We start from the raw sequence: 13,562 nt of genomic DNA, 5'->3' as shown, positions 1-13,562 counted from the left end.
CTTTTTACCATAAATGGTATCTTGTACAAAAGGGGGGACTCAAGGGTTAAGTTGAAAAGAAACAGCAACATATATGTAACACGGGTGCGAATGTTATGATAAATAATAAAATTGTTATTTGAGGTAAGGGGAGAAATAATGGTATGAATAGCTTTAGAGAGTGTATAGTTGATAGAAATAAACGATGGAGCATGTAAAGCGTTATATTACATAAAATTTATAATGAATGGAGGCGATTACATTATGTTTTGGTTAGGATGTTTTTTAGGTTATATAGTAGGTTCAGTTATTACATGTGCACTACTTTACTATGGGTATAGATCCAGTGAAAATAAAAAAGCGGATATACGAAAGAGGGAGGAGAGGAAAATCAATAAAAAAGGTGTATAGTAGGCGAAAGGTAAGGTGATAGTGTTGATACAAATATAAAGGACAGTACATATTGTATATGACTACTATGTACTGTTCCGCTTATTCTTTTTGGATTATGAGAAGTTGTTTCCTGTCTTGCTATAAATTTCATAAGCAAAAAATCCAAATAAATAGCCGATTCCAGCTCCTAAACTCACCGCAAGAAGTGAATAATCCGGGAAAAACATGCCGAAAATCAAACCGATTATACAGCCAACGAGCATTCCCATTGGTATAAAGCTGTCTAATAAAATTTGAGCGTTTTTTGACTTTTTCTTACCTAATGTACCGTTTTCATATTTATGTTTAAGCCTTCCAATCACATATAATACAATTCCCCCGACTATTACAACAGGCGCAATTGCCGTAAGTAACCACATGTTAGGATCTCCTTTCACCTTTTAACATAATTATACCAGATACTTACAATTAGCTGTTCCTGAAGATACTATCTAGCCTATTTAAAAGGCTAATCAAAAAGGCTCTTCTTCAATTGTAGTTAATAACTCGTCAAAAAGACTTTCCCTTTCGTTTTCTCAGCAGACTGCACAATATCAACCGCCGCTTTCACATCCGCTAAGTCATATGTAGAATGGACTTTCATAAAACGTAATTGCTTATTTTCTACTAAGCGAATTAAATGACGAAACGTCTCTTGCCATTTATATGGTGACACGTCTTTATTCCAATGTCGTAAATGAAATATGTTCGCGTGCACTTTTGCTTTCGTGACAATCTCTGCCCAGTTAACTTGTACACCTGATAGAAGCCCGATCGTTAAAAAGTGCCCGTTTGGACGTAAGGAGAAAGCTAATGTATTTCCATCCGGTCCCCCGATAGAATCAATCGCAGCATCCGCGCCGAGCCCGTTCGTTAATTCCATAACGGTTTCATAAAGCGGGGTAGTGGAAGTATCGATTACGTATGCAGCACCAAGGCGTAGTAACTCCTCTGTATGCTTATTATTTCTTGTAACAGCAATTAATCGGAAGTTTAAAATTTGTGATAACTGCGCAAAAAGATGCCCAATGGCGGATCCACAAGCATTCACTAATAAAACATCATTCTGTTGTAAGTTTAGCGTTTCTGTACATGTAACCCACGCCGTAAGAGGATTAATATACATTTGTGCCGCTGTAAAATCATCAATAGAATCAGGAATAGGGACTACAAAGTCAGCTGACGTCTTCACATACTCTTGCCAAGTACCTTCTCCGCGTAACGGTAAAACCCGTTTGCCGATCAGATCTCTTGAAACAAAAGCTCCCACATCTTCTACAATACCAACACCTTCATAACCAGGTATGTTAGGTAATGGGATTCTATGAGCGTACGCTCCCGTTATTGGAATTAAGTCAGATGGATTAATCGGTCTAACTAGCATACGAACTAAAACTTCATTCTCTTTTAATGGTTCTATATTTTTATATTCAACTTGTAGTACATCTTTTGGATTGCCGAACTTGTGAAATTGAATGTGTTTTCCGTGCAAGATAAATGATCCCCCTTAGTTTGATTGGGTTTATTATAGCATTTTTGGTTTGAAGGGCTATTTTGTTGAAAATGAATAAAAGGGAACAAAAGGCTATTATTCTTCCCGTTCTAGTTTGTAAGGTTTAGCCTAGTATTGCATAATTTGCAGTGTAGGCCTTATGTTAATAATTAGTATGAGTATGTATTTTATATTTAATTGGAAGTTAATTGTAGTAATTGTCTTAATTTATTTAAAGTTTCTGGGTCTTTAGGTCGATACATAGTGAGTTTTAAGTCTGGAGCGTCATACACCCGGAATGTAATATGTTCGAATAATAGTGTGCCTACTATTGGATGATGGATTTCCTTTTTTCCACTCGGTGTACCGAGAACATCGTGAGCGGGCCACCATTCTTGGAACTCTACGCTAATAGCCATTAATTCTTCCACTACTTCTTTGAGCCATTCTTCACCAACAAAACGACTACATGTAGCTCTAAATTGTGCTAAAAGTCTCCTTGCATGGGCCTCCCAATCATTTGCTAATAAGGTTCGATATTCTTGGGAGGCAAAACATCTCCAAACTGCATTTCTTTCTTTGAAACTCATAGTTTCAAAATCTCCAAATACTGCACTTGCAACACGGTTCCAGGTTACAACATCCCAAAGTTGATCTGTTACATATATCGGGTAAAACTTTAAATCATCTATAAAATTTTGTAGTACAGGGCTTACTTCGTCATCAGTTTTTAAAGGCTTTTCAGGAGGTAACTGTTGATGAGCTAATAAAAACATATGCTCACGTTCTTCTTTATCTAAGCGTAAGGCATCAGCTAAACTTTCTAAAGCCTGTATTGAGACTTGGATATCTCGGCCTTGTTCAATCCACGTGTACCAAGTTACCCCAATATTAGCTAGTTGTGCTACTTCTTCACGACGTAATCCTTTGGCTTTTCTGCGTGAACTAATTGGTAATCCAAAATCTTGTGGAGAAAGTCGATTGCGTCTAGACTTCAAAAAATTTCCGAGTTCTTTTTTTCTTTCCTGTTCACTGTTCATAAAAAGCCCCTTTCTTTAAGGTAGTACTGTTAATACTAGTATAACTGGATATCTATTTACATTAAAATATTTGTTTTATATTAAAGTTGTAGTTTTGATAAAGGGGGTGAATAAAGTGAATAAAGCCAATGCTTCTGTACAAGAAAACCCAAGAGTTACAAAGGGAGTAATCTTTTTCATGGCAGTTGCTTGTGGATTTACAGTGGCGAATGTGTATTTAAATCAGGTTTTGCTTGTAAGCATGGGGAAGACATTTAATGTAGCAGCAGCATCTATTGGTATTGTAGCCACTTTAACACAAGTAGGATATGCTTTAGGGAATCTTTTAGTAGTACCACTTGGGGACATATTTGAGAGAAGAAAATTAATTTTAACGTTGCTATGTGCAGTAAGTCTTTCACTAGCAGCAGCCGCTATTTCACCAAATGTGACTTGGCTTGTGGTGACCAACTTTTTGATAGGGATTTGTACGGTTATTCCTCAGATAATTGTACCCCTTGTAGCTAGTTTGGTTGATGAAAAGGTGCGCGGAAAGGTCCTAGGAAATGTAGCCATAGGCTTGGTATGTGGGATTTTAGGAGCACGTTTTGTTAGTGGCTTGATTGACGTGCATTTTGGTTGGAGAGCAATGTATTGGGTCTCCTTTGCAAGTATGCTGGTAATCATTGTACTCACAAGACTTTTACTACCCAAAAGTCAAGGGGTTGCTTCTATGAAGTATAGTGAGTTATTGACTTCATTAGGCCCCATGTTTATACAAGAAAAAGTACTGCGTCAAGCTTGTATAAGCCAAGGAATGATATTTGGTGCATTTAGCGTGTTCTGGACAACTCTTGGCTTCCTTCTACAATCACCTTCTTATTCATATGGAAGTGATGTTGTAGGATTAGTCGGGTTAGTTGGAATAGGAGGTGCATTTGCTACTCCTATAATTGGGCGGGTAATTGATAAAAAGAGTCCAATTTATGCGAATACTCTTTGTATGACAATTACATTCATAGCATTTATTATTTCTATTACGTTAGGTTACTGGTTAACTGCTTTAATTTTATCTGCATTATTAGTAACTGTAGGTACACAAGCAAATCAAGTTGCATGTCAAGCCAGAATATTTCAGCTCTCCCCAGATAAACGTAGTAGATTAAATGGACTGTATATGGTAGCCACTTTTTTAGGTGGGGCACTTGGATCGTATATAGGGGTATTAGCTTGGAGCAATTGGGGTTGGCTAGGAGTTTGCATAACAGGTATGGTGATGGTGAGTTTAGGATTTACGAGTCTTTTAAACATGAAAAATGAGGTTAAGAGCTTAAAAATGGTTGAAAATATGAAAAGGGGCGATGCATAATGGTAAGGAATGAAAAGAATTATCAAAAAGGTCTAGATATTCTGAAAAAAATAGACGAGGAGAATTATCAAGCGATTGTCGATAGTTTTAAAGATTCTATTGCACCAGATTTAGGCACATTAGCTGTTGAATTTAATTACGGACAAATTTTTTCAAGACCAGGATTAGATTTAAAGTCTCGTCTATTAGCTACAGTAGCTGGGTTAACGGTATTAGGAAATACGCAACAACTTAAGTTTTATATTAATGGAGCTTTAAATGTAGGGTGGACAGAAGAAGAAATTGTAGAAGTAATGATGCAAATGTTGATTTATGGTGGTTTTCCAATAGCTTTAAATACGATTTTGACAGTTGCTACGGAAGTATTTGAAGAAAGAAAAATGGCAACAAAGTAAAAAAACGTAAGGGATGGAGAATAATATGATTATTGATAGCCATGCACATAGCAGGTTTAATGGAAAATAAAAATGTCTTTGTGAATGAAAGACATAATTTTACACTAGTTGATGTTGCAGATGAACCCTTACAAGGAGGTGGCTTTGAAATTAATGACACTGATTTACGAGCAGCTAGATTTGCTACGGATACATAAGTGGATTGGTGAGCATACGGAATTAATTCTCACGGATAAACCTTATGTTAAAGAGATGGATAAAGATACTACCATGGAAGGGTTTCCTAATACTCTGACAAGAAGCCACTTGAAAAGTGGCCTCTTCTATTTTTTATTAAGCCGAAGCTCTCTTCATTCTCTCAAGTAAACTAGATAATACATGCGTACGATACGACTCTAGTTTTTTACCTTCATAAGTACGGATACCTAATTTTTTAAGTTCTTTTACATACCAACCTTTGCTTCCGAAATACATGTGATCGCTCCCCTTCAACTTTGTTTTATTTGTTCTGATTGCATATGGAGGTACAGGTAATATAATGAAGGAAATGAATTTCGCGCGAAAATGGTTAACTTTGTTGCAAAAGACATATATACTAAAGATAGTATACAACGAGGTGGACAAGACGTGATTATAGAGAAGCACGAAATTCAAATTGACCAAATTACGAGCGGTAAAGTGAATATCTTTACTTTCTATAGAAATAGAAAGCAAATTGATGATCATTTTTTACGATTGCAAGAACCATCGCTTACAGCAAACTACTTCTTCCATTTTCATTTTGATGCAGAGAGCTTGCATCTACTGCAGGAAGAGTTTCCGGGCGTATATCCGTACGACGGTAGTGAAACGATTCACGATTGGACGGAAAAGATGAAAGCAGAATTGCAACATCAGATCCAAACAGGAAAATGGAATAAACGCGTACGTATCGGTAATCGCATTCTAGATGTGGTGTTTACGTGGTGTGACGAAGATATAGTAGAGTGAAAAAGAAGCGGATGACGCTTCTTTTTTTAGCGCTGGAATAAAACGAGCTTACCTGCAGTAGATGTGCAGCGATGTGTTTTTTCATACAATCCTTTTTCTCGTAAAATAGATTCACCTTTTGCTTTCGCTTCTTTTTCAGTTGCCGCCTCGAATGATTCGTCTAATGCTTTTGAACCATCTTTTTCAAAGACTGTTAGAACGTATACTCCCATGAAAATTCCCTCCAATAATAAAAATCAGAATCTTATAACTATTTTGGCATAAATCACTAGAATATGCAAAGAAATATATGACATTGCGTGTTAAAATAGAGTGAAAGTTTTATGAGCACTAGATTTACTATTCGTAGTAAAGTACGGAAAAAGAAAGGATCGTTATTTGTGAAACAAGTGAAGTTTATACATGCGGCTGATTTGCATTTGGATAGTCCGTTTAAAGGGATGGAGATGAATGTACCGCAGTCTGTTTGGGAGAGAATGAAGCAAAGTACGTTTGAATCGTTCGAGCGTATTGTTGATAAAGCGATTCAAGAGCGCGTTGATTTCGTATTACTAGCCGGGGATTTGTATGATGCGGAGACGAGAAGTTTGAGGGCGCAAGTGTTTGTGCGCGAGCAAATGAAGAGACTTTCGCAGTACGATATCCCTGTTTTTATTATTCACGGTAACCACGATCATTTAGGGGGAAGCTGGGCAGCAATTGAGTTTCCGGAAAATGTTCATGTGTTTACCGAGCCTTATGTAGAAGAGAAATCATTTTATAAAAATGGTGAGTTGTTAGCTTCTATTTACGGATTTAGTTATTTGCAGCAAGCGGTAACGGATAATATGACAGCGCAGTATACGAAAATGAGTGATGCGCCTTTTCATATTGGCATGCTTCACGGAAGTGTGGAAGGCGATTCAGAGCATAATCGCTATGCACCGTTTCAAATTCGTGAGCTGAAAGAAAAACAGTTTGATTATTGGGCTCTTGGCCATATACATAAACGTGAAATTTTATCAGAAGAGCCGTATATTATTTATCCAGGTAATATACAAGGGCGTCATCGTAAGGAAACAGGGGAAAAGGGTGCGTACCTGATTGAACTTACGAAACAAGGAACGCAATGTTCATTTTTCCATACGGCTGATGTTGTGTGGGATGAGATAGAAGTGAATATTGATGGACTTGAAACTGTTGATGAACTTATGACGAGTGTGTCAACTGCGATGAATGAATGCCGAAGAGAAGAGGAAGGTACGCTATTAACTGTCGTATTTACAGGACAAGGCCCACTTTCTCCGTATTTACGTGACGAAAAGCGTGTGGAAGAGATTTTTCATATTTTAGCATCTGGCGAAGAGCGAAAAGATTTCGTGTATGCGATGAAGTGGAAAAATGAGACGGTCTCTTTTGCGGAAATCGAACGTTTGAAAGAAGAAAATCATTTCGTCGGTAGTGTGCTAAAGGAGTTAGAAGCTTTCACAAATATGGACGGAGTATTGCGCACGATTTGGACATCTCCTGTAGCGCGTAATAGTATTGAATCTTTTACAGAAGAAGAGAAGAAAGAGATTCAAAAGGAAGCGGAAAATATTATTTTAGAACAATTATTCCAGCAAGAGAGGGATAAGAAATGAGAATGGAAAAACTCCATATTTATGGATACGGAAAATTAGAAAATGTAGAAATGAATCTGTCAATGCTGACGGTGTTGTACGGTGAAAATGAAGCGGGGAAATCGACAATTCGCTCATTTATGAAAAGTATTTTATTCGGTTTTCCGACGAGAGGACAACGCCGTTATGAACCGAAAGAAGGCGGCAAGTATGGCGGTGCGATCACTGTACAAACAGAGAAGTACGGCCGTTTGAAAATTGAACGATTACCAAAGACAGCCAATGGCGAGGTAACCGTTTATTTTGAAGACGGGAAAACGGGCGGCGAAGAAATTTTACACGATATATTAACCGGGATGAATGAAAGTTTATTTGAATCGGTCTTTTCTTTTGATATGCATGGCCTTCAAAACATTCATCAGCTAGGCGAAGCGGATATCGGCAATTATTTATTTTCGGCAAGTGCAGTCGGAAGTGATGCGTTATTGCAGCTCGATAAAAAGCTAGAAAAAGAAATGGATCAGCGCTTTAAGCCGAGCGGGCGTAAACCGGAAATTAATGTGTCACTGCAAGAGATGAAGAAACTGGAAGAGAAGATGAAAGAGTGGCAAGGAAAAATTGGCACGTATGAAAAGCAAGTGGAGCAGTTAAAAGAAAGTGAAGAGAAGCTTGCTTCTGTTCGCGCAGAAAAAGAGAGTGCAGAAAAGCGAAAGCAAGATTATGAAATATTAGTAGCGCTAGAGCCTCTCGTTATTGAAAAGCGTGCGTATGAGAAAGTGTTAGAAAACGAGAGCAGGCAATTCCCTGTAAACGGAATGGCGCGCTATGAAGCGATTAAGGCGAAAATGGAGCCGCTCCAATTACAAGTTGATTCGCTTCATAAAAAAATAGAGAATGTGCAGTCAGAAATAGAATCGATTCAAATAGATGAAGAGTTTTTACAAAAAGAAAGTTATGTAGAAGAACTTCGTATGCAGCATATGTCTTACGAAAATGCACGCCAAGAAATGCGTGATATAACAAGAGCGATTACGAATATAAAAGAAGAACTGGCAGAATTAGAACAGCAAATTGGTGCTACTTTTGAAAAAGAAACAGTTCTTTCGTTTGATATGAGTTTGGCAACGAAAGAGTTAATTACGCAAACGGTGCAAAAGGCGCGCGAATTAGAAACGCAAAAAGCACAGCTTGACGATCGTTTTAAAGTAGCGCAAGAGCAATTAGAAGAACAAGAAGAAAATATAAGACAAATTCAGAAGCAAATGTTAGCGGATGAAGAGCGAAATACGTTAGTTGAGAAAGAAAAATCGCTCCAAGATGCGGCGTTTATCGGTATGGGCGCTGAGAGAATGAAGCGCAAATATGAGGAAAAAGCAGGAGCAGCGATGCAAAAGAAAAAACAGTGGCAAAGAGTTTGTCTTCTGTTACTTCTTATTAACACATGCGTGTTATTCACAAGCTTATTTATAGATAACCGCCCGCTCTTATTTATTAGTGTCATTGTTTTTGTAGGGATTGTTCTTGCTCTTGTTTTATATAAAGATCCGTCAAGTGGATTACAAGAAGAGCTCCTTACTCTTCAGCAAAGTGCTGGCGGGAGACAAAGTGAAGAAGCGATGTCTGTTCGTTATGAGTTAGAAAAAGATGAAGAGATTCGTAAGTTATTTGAGCGTGAGTCATATAAATTGCAGCAAATGGAGCGAGCGTATGATAAAGTCGTTTCATCGTATGAGGAATGGGAGAGAGAAACGTTCCGCACAAGCGAACAAGTCAATGTGTATAAAAAGCGCTATACGTTCCCTGAATTTTATACGTATGCACACATATTGCCGGCGTTTGAGCGTATGGAAAAAATGCAGCAATTATATCGTGAATTAGAGAAGCAAGGTGCGCGAAAATCTTCATTATATGAAATGATTTCGCAATTTGAACATAAACTAGAAACTGTTATCGGTAGCGCGGAGTATAGTAAGCTGCACGAGGCGCAAAGTCGTATGCAAAATGAGAAAGAGAAGCGCCAAACTTGTAAGCAGTTAAAAGAAAAACTGACGGAATGGCAAGAAGAATATGAGTTCATGCAAGAACAATTAAAGCAATTACTAGTAGAACGAGACAGTTTATGGCATATTGCAGAAGCTACAAATGAAGAGATGTTTTTAGAAGCAGGTAAACTAGCGGAAAAACGTGAAGATGCTGAGAAACAAGTCGGGCGTTTATTACCGCAAATTGATCTTTTAGAACAACGTTTAACGAGTTTATCATTAGCTGAACATTATGAGGCTGATGGTTATGATGAAAAATTAAAGCAAGAAATGACAACCGCGCAAAACTGTCTTACGAAAGAGAAAGAACTGACAGAGCGCATTGCGAAACATCGTATGGAAATTGCGAATTTAGAAGAAGGTAGTACGTACGGTGATTTACTGCATGAATGGGAAATGAAAAAAGCGCAAGTGCGTGAACAAGTGAAGAAATGGGCTGCTTATGCGGCTGCCAAGACAGTGTTAACGAAAACGAAGCAATATTATCATGAAGTACATCTTCCTCGTATTTTACAAAAGTCAGAAGAGTATTTCGTCTATTTAACAGGCGGACGATATAGTAAAATCTTTTCACCGTCAGAGGCGGAGCCGTTTATTGTAGAGCGTAACGATGGTATGCGTTTTTATAGTCATGAACTAAGCCAAGCGACAGCTGAGCAGTTGTATTTATCGCTGAGATTTGCGTTAGCAAAAACATTTGAGCATGATTATCCATTTATTATTGATGATAGTTTCGTGCATTTTGACGCGGTAAGGACAAATCGTACAATTGAACTAATAAAGGAAATAGCGCAAGATAGACAAGTCATATTCTTTACATGTCATGCGCATTTACTCGCGTATTTTACAGAAAAACAGATTATAAAATTAACACATATGCGTAAAGAAAATGAGTTGTAGTGTGCTATACTAAAAGTAACTGATTTGGTGGAGGAATTCGAATGAAAAAGAAAATTGCAGAGTATGAAGTTGGTGAACAAGTCGATATTTTCTTGTTAATTAAAACAGCGACAAAAGGTATCGCGAGCAATGGAAAGCCATTTTTAACAGTAATCTTACAAGATCCAAGTGGAGATATTGAAGCGAAATTGTGGGATGTATCACCAGAAGTTGAGAAACAATATGTAGCGGAAACAATCGTGAAAGTAGCTGGTGACATTCTAAACTACAAAGGACGTATTCAATTACGTGTGAAACAAATTCGTGTTGCGAATGAAAATGAAGTAACAGACATCTCGGACTTCGTAGAAAAAGCGCCAGTGAAAAAAGAAGATATGGTTGAGAAAATTACGCAATACATATTTGAAATGAGAAACCCGAACATTCAACGTCTAACAAGACATTTATTAAATAAGCATCAAAACGAATTTTTAGACTATCCAGCAGCGACTAAGAACCATCATGAGTTCGTATCTGGATTAGCTTATCACGTCGTATCGATGCTTGATTTAGCGAAAGCTATCTCAAATCTATACCCATCGTTAGATAAAGACTTACTATATGCAGGCGTTATTTTACATGACCTTGGTAAAGTAATCGAATTATCTGGTCCAATTTCTACAACGTATACGTTAGAAGGAAATTTATTAGGACACATTTCGATTATGGTGAACGAAATTGGTAAAGCAGCAGACGAGCTGCAAATCGATGCAGAAGAAGTATTAATTCTTCAACACATCGTTCTTTCTCACCACGGAAAAGCAGAATGGGGTAGCCCAAAACCACCATTAGTAAAAGAAGCAGAAATTCTGCATTACATCGATAACTTAGATGCAAAAATGAACATGATGGACCGTGCATTAGGACGCACAAAACCAGGCGAGTACACAGAGCGTGTCTTTGCTCTTGATAATCGTTCGTTCTATAAACCGACGTTCCATAATTAATAGTGTGAATAAAGTGGCCTCATTAAGTTTTAAAAGCTTAGTGAGGCTATTTTTATAGGAAGTAAATCGTACGATACAAAAAATGTCTCGAATTTGAGATATTTCTCTTGCTTTTTAATCACTTGAGGTGTAAAGTGATAGTAACGAAAGCGATTGAGTCATATGAAAAACATACACTCAGTTGCTTTCGATAAAAAACAAAGTAAGTTATGCAGTAAAAACTAAGATGAATTTACAAAAACATAATGAAGAATAAATTGAAACGTTAAAAACCATATTAGTTGTGGGAAATGTTATTTTTTTAGTTATCACTTGACTAGTAAAACGAAACGGAGGAATAAACAATGCATGAGATTAAAGGGCATCATCACATTTCGATGGTTACGAAAAATGCAAATAAAAATAATCACTTTTATAAAAATGTACTTGGCTTACGTCGCGTGAAAATGACAGTAAACCAAGATGATCCGTCAATGTATCATTTATTTTATGGAGATAAAACAGGAAGTCCAGGTACGGAATTAACGTTTTTTGAAATTCCTTTAGTAGGAAAAACATATCGCGGTACGAATGCCATTACTCGAATTGGGTTACTCGTTCCTTCAGAGGATAGCTTGCATTACTGGAAAGAACGATTTGAGACATTTGATGTGAAACATAGTGAAATAACAACATATGCAAATCGTCCTGCTTTGCAATTTGAGGATGCTGAAGGTCTTCGCTTAGTATTACTCGTTTCAAACGGAGAAAAAGTAGAGCACTGGGAAACTTGGGAGAAATCAGAAGTTCCTGCAGAGCATCAAATTCAAGGAATGGGTTCTGTGGAAATGACAGTTCGTAGACTTGATAAAATGGCGAGTACACTTACAGAGATGTTTGGTTATACAGAGGTTAGCCGCAGCGAAGAGGAAGCGATTTTTCAGTCCATTAAAGGCGAGGCTTTTGGAGAAATCGTTGTGAAATATTTAGATGGTCCTACTGAAAAACCGGGCCGCGGTAGCATTCACCATTTAGCAATTCGTGTGAAAAACGATACAGAGCTTGCTTATTGGGAAGAACAGGTGATACAAAGGGGCTTCCAGTCTTCAGGAATCATTGACCGTTTCTATTTTAAAAGCTTATATTTCCGCGAATCAAACGGAATCCTATTTGAAATTGCGACAGATGGACCAGGATTTACAGTTGATGGAGATGTGGAACATTTAGGAGAAAAACTTGATTTACCACCGTTCTTAGAAGATCAGCGTGCAGAGATTGAAGCGAATTTAGCACCTATTGAAGAGAAGTAAAAGAAGAGAAAATATAAATTTTAAAACCATCGGAGGAATATAAAATGAACCAATTAAAAGGAATTCACCACGTTACAGCAATTACAAGTAGTGCAGAAAAAAACTATGAGTTTTTCACTCACGTTTTAGGAATGCGTTTAGTTAAAAAAACAGTAAACCAAGATGACATTCAAACGTATCATTTATTCTTTGCAGATGATAAAGGTAGTGCAGGAACAGATATGACATTCTTTGACTTCCCAGGTATTCCAAAAGGAGTACACGGTACAAATGAAATTTCAAAAACTTCATTCCGTGTTCCAACTGATGCAGCTTTAGAATATTGGGTGAAACGTTTTGACCGCCTGGAAGTCGAACATACAGGAATTAAAGAACAATTTGGTAAGAAAACTCTATCTTTCGTTGATTTTGATGACCAACATTATCAATTAATCTCAGATGAACTTGATAAAGGGATCGAATCAGGTACACCTTGGCAAAAAGGTCCAGTTCCATTAGAATATGCAATTACTGGTTTAGGCCCTGTATTTATCCGCATTGCGAACTTTAGTTTCTTCAAAGAAGTGTTAGAAAAAGTTCTATTATTTAAAGAGGTTGCGCAAGAAGGAGAATTCTATTTATTTGAAGTGAACGAAGGCGGAAACGGTGCATCTGTCATTGTAGAACATAATACAGTTCTTCCAGAAGCACGACAAGGTTTTGGTACAGTGCACCATGCTGCATTCCGCGTAGAAGATCGCGCTGTATTAGAAGAATGGATCGAGAGAATCAGTAGCGTAGGGCTTCCTTCATCTGGTTATGTAGACCGTCACTTCTTCGAGTCATTATACGCAAGAGTTGCACCACAAATCTTATTTGAATTTGCAACAGACGGCCCAGGATTTATGGGAGATGAGCCATACGAAACACTTGGTGAAAAATTATCTTTACCTCCATTCCTAGAGCCAAAACGTGAAGAAATCGAAAAATTAGTTCGTCCAATTGATACAGTAAGAAGCACGAAGGAATTTATTAAAGAGTAAAAGTAGAGATGGTAAGTAGGAGAGCAAGTAGTTTTAGCTGATAGCT

General features: G+C 37.5%; 14 protein-coding genes. 9 read left to right on the top strand and 5 right to left on the bottom strand.

Annotated features, from left to right (window positions below):
* Positions 1-485: 485 nt before the first annotated feature.
* The 3 genes from ACTFNE_RS23025 to ACTFNE_RS23015 all read right to left on the bottom strand — a co-directional run bounded on the left by ACTFNE_RS23025 (position 486) and on the right by ACTFNE_RS23015 (position 2,943).
* Positions 486-791, bottom strand: coding sequence for a hypothetical protein (locus tag ACTFNE_RS23025; protein WP_046199513.1), 306 nt, complete (start codon positions 789-791; stop codon positions 486-488).
* 119 nt (positions 792-910) lie between these two features.
* Positions 911-1,906, bottom strand: coding sequence for a zinc-dependent alcohol dehydrogenase family protein (locus tag ACTFNE_RS23020; RefSeq protein ID WP_046199514.1), 996 nt, complete (start codon positions 1,904-1,906; stop codon positions 911-913).
* A gap of 191 nt (positions 1,907-2,097) precedes the next feature.
* The gene (locus tag ACTFNE_RS23015; RefSeq protein ID WP_046199515.1) at positions 2,098-2,943 is read right to left on the bottom strand and encodes a helix-turn-helix transcriptional regulator; all 846 of its coding nucleotides are present in this window, start codon (positions 2,941-2,943) and stop codon (positions 2,098-2,100) included.
* Between the two features lie 178 nt (positions 2,944-3,121).
* On the opposite strand from ACTFNE_RS23015, the gene ACTFNE_RS23010 reads away from it, so the two are divergent.
* Genes ACTFNE_RS23010 through ACTFNE_RS23000 form a run of 3 tightly spaced genes read left to right on the top strand, consistent with a single transcriptional unit; the run spans position 3,122 to position 4,883 of the window.
* Positions 3,122-4,291, top strand: a complete 1,170-nt coding sequence (locus tag ACTFNE_RS23010; protein WP_046199523.1) for an MFS transporter — start codon at positions 3,122-3,124, stop codon at positions 4,289-4,291.
* On the top strand, positions 4,291-4,686 hold the full coding sequence (locus ACTFNE_RS23005) for a carboxymuconolactone decarboxylase family protein (protein ID WP_046199516.1): 396 nt from the start codon (positions 4,291-4,293) through the stop codon (positions 4,684-4,686). Before ACTFNE_RS23010 ends, ACTFNE_RS23005 begins: the two co-directional genes overlap by 1 nt.
* A 41-nt stretch (positions 4,687-4,727) precedes the next feature.
* Positions 4,728-4,883, top strand: coding sequence for a hypothetical protein (locus ACTFNE_RS23000; RefSeq protein ID WP_157180316.1), 156 nt, complete (start codon positions 4,728-4,730; stop codon positions 4,881-4,883).
* Between the two features lie 136 nt (positions 4,884-5,019).
* On the opposite strand, the gene ACTFNE_RS22995 is transcribed toward ACTFNE_RS23000, so the two are convergent.
* The gene (locus ACTFNE_RS22995) at positions 5,020-5,160 is read right to left on the bottom strand and encodes a YflJ family protein (RefSeq protein ID WP_000273537.1); all 141 of its coding nucleotides are present in this window, start codon (positions 5,158-5,160) and stop codon (positions 5,020-5,022) included.
* Between the two features lie 153 nt (positions 5,161-5,313).
* On the opposite strand from ACTFNE_RS22995, the gene ACTFNE_RS22990 reads away from it, so the two are divergent.
* A complete protein-coding gene (locus ACTFNE_RS22990) occupies positions 5,314-5,676 on the top strand; it encodes a hypothetical protein (protein ID WP_000582776.1) in 363 nt (120 codons plus the stop codon).
* A gap of 26 nt (positions 5,677-5,702) precedes the next feature.
* Here ACTFNE_RS22990 and ACTFNE_RS22985 read toward each other — a convergent pair whose 3' ends face one another.
* Positions 5,703-5,888, bottom strand: coding sequence for a YhzD family protein (locus ACTFNE_RS22985; RefSeq protein ID WP_000539554.1), 186 nt, complete (start codon positions 5,886-5,888; stop codon positions 5,703-5,705).
* A 168-nt stretch (positions 5,889-6,056) separates the two neighbouring features.
* Here ACTFNE_RS22985 and ACTFNE_RS22980 point away from each other — a divergent pair, with 168 nt between their 5' ends.
* From ACTFNE_RS22980 to ACTFNE_RS22960, 5 genes are all read left to right on the top strand, one after another.
* Positions 6,057-7,298: a metallophosphoesterase family protein gene (locus tag ACTFNE_RS22980; protein ID WP_046199524.1), complete on the top strand. Its 1,242-nt coding sequence runs from the start codon at positions 6,057-6,059 to the stop codon at positions 7,296-7,298.
* Positions 7,295-10,219, top strand: coding sequence for an ATP-binding protein (locus ACTFNE_RS22975; RefSeq protein ID WP_270705505.1), 2,925 nt, complete (start codon positions 7,295-7,297; stop codon positions 10,217-10,219). The genes ACTFNE_RS22980 and ACTFNE_RS22975 overlap by 4 nt, the downstream gene beginning before the upstream one ends.
* Before the next feature lie 41 nt (positions 10,220-10,260).
* On the top strand, positions 10,261-11,205 hold the full coding sequence (gene yhaM / locus ACTFNE_RS22970) for a 3'-5' exoribonuclease YhaM (protein ID WP_000726639.1): 945 nt from the start codon (positions 10,261-10,263) through the stop codon (positions 11,203-11,205).
* 344 nt (positions 11,206-11,549) lie between these two features.
* Positions 11,550-12,494 (top strand): ring-cleaving dioxygenase, encoded by a 945-nt coding sequence (locus tag ACTFNE_RS22965; protein ID WP_270705506.1) that lies wholly within the window; start codon positions 11,550-11,552, stop codon positions 12,492-12,494.
* A 44-nt stretch (positions 12,495-12,538) separates the two neighbouring features.
* On the top strand, positions 12,539-13,516 hold the full coding sequence (locus tag ACTFNE_RS22960) for a ring-cleaving dioxygenase (protein ID WP_001072547.1): 978 nt from the start codon (positions 12,539-12,541) through the stop codon (positions 13,514-13,516).
* Positions 13,517-13,562: the final 46 nt, after the last annotated feature.

Origin of the sequence: Bacillus cereus group sp. MYBKT111-2, assembly GCF_051915205.1 — a bacterium.
GTDB lineage: Bacteria > Bacillota > Bacilli > Bacillales > Bacillaceae_G > Bacillus_A > Bacillus_A paranthracis.
The sequence above is the reverse complement of the archived record's forward strand: the minus strand, read 5'-3'. Positions and strand labels throughout refer to the sequence as shown.

Bases quoted from the DNA above. Each gene is read 5' to 3' on its own strand.
- ACTFNE_RS23025 (WP_046199513.1), bottom strand. From the start codon at position 791: ATGTGGTTACTTACGGCAATTGCGCCTGTTGTAATAGTCGGGGGAATT.
- ACTFNE_RS23015 (WP_046199515.1), bottom strand. From the start codon at position 2,943: ATGAACAGTGAACAGGAAAGAAAAAAAGAACTCGGAAATTTTTTGAAG.
- ACTFNE_RS23010 (WP_046199523.1), top strand. From the start codon at position 3,122: ATGGCAGTTGCTTGTGGATTTACAGTGGCGAATGTGTATTTAAATCAG.
- ACTFNE_RS23005 (WP_046199516.1), top strand. From the start codon at position 4,291: ATGGTAAGGAATGAAAAGAATTATCAAAAAGGTCTAGATATTCTGAAA.
- ACTFNE_RS23000 (WP_157180316.1), top strand. From the start codon at position 4,728: ATGCACATAGCAGGTTTAATGGAAAATAAAAATGTCTTTGTGAATGAA.
- ACTFNE_RS22995 (WP_000273537.1), bottom strand. From the start codon at position 5,160: ATGTATTTCGGAAGCAAAGGTTGGTATGTAAAAGAACTTAAAAAATTA.
- ACTFNE_RS22985 (WP_000539554.1), bottom strand. From the start codon at position 5,888: ATGGGAGTATACGTTCTAACAGTCTTTGAAAAAGATGGTTCAAAAGCA.
- ACTFNE_RS22975 (WP_270705505.1), top strand. From the start codon at position 7,295: ATGAGAATGGAAAAACTCCATATTTATGGATACGGAAAATTAGAAAAT.
- yhaM (WP_000726639.1), top strand. From the start codon at position 10,261: ATGAAAAAGAAAATTGCAGAGTATGAAGTTGGTGAACAAGTCGATATT.
- ACTFNE_RS22965 (WP_270705506.1), top strand. From the start codon at position 11,550: ATGCATGAGATTAAAGGGCATCATCACATTTCGATGGTTACGAAAAAT.
- ACTFNE_RS22960 (WP_001072547.1), top strand. From the start codon at position 12,539: ATGAACCAATTAAAAGGAATTCACCACGTTACAGCAATTACAAGTAGT.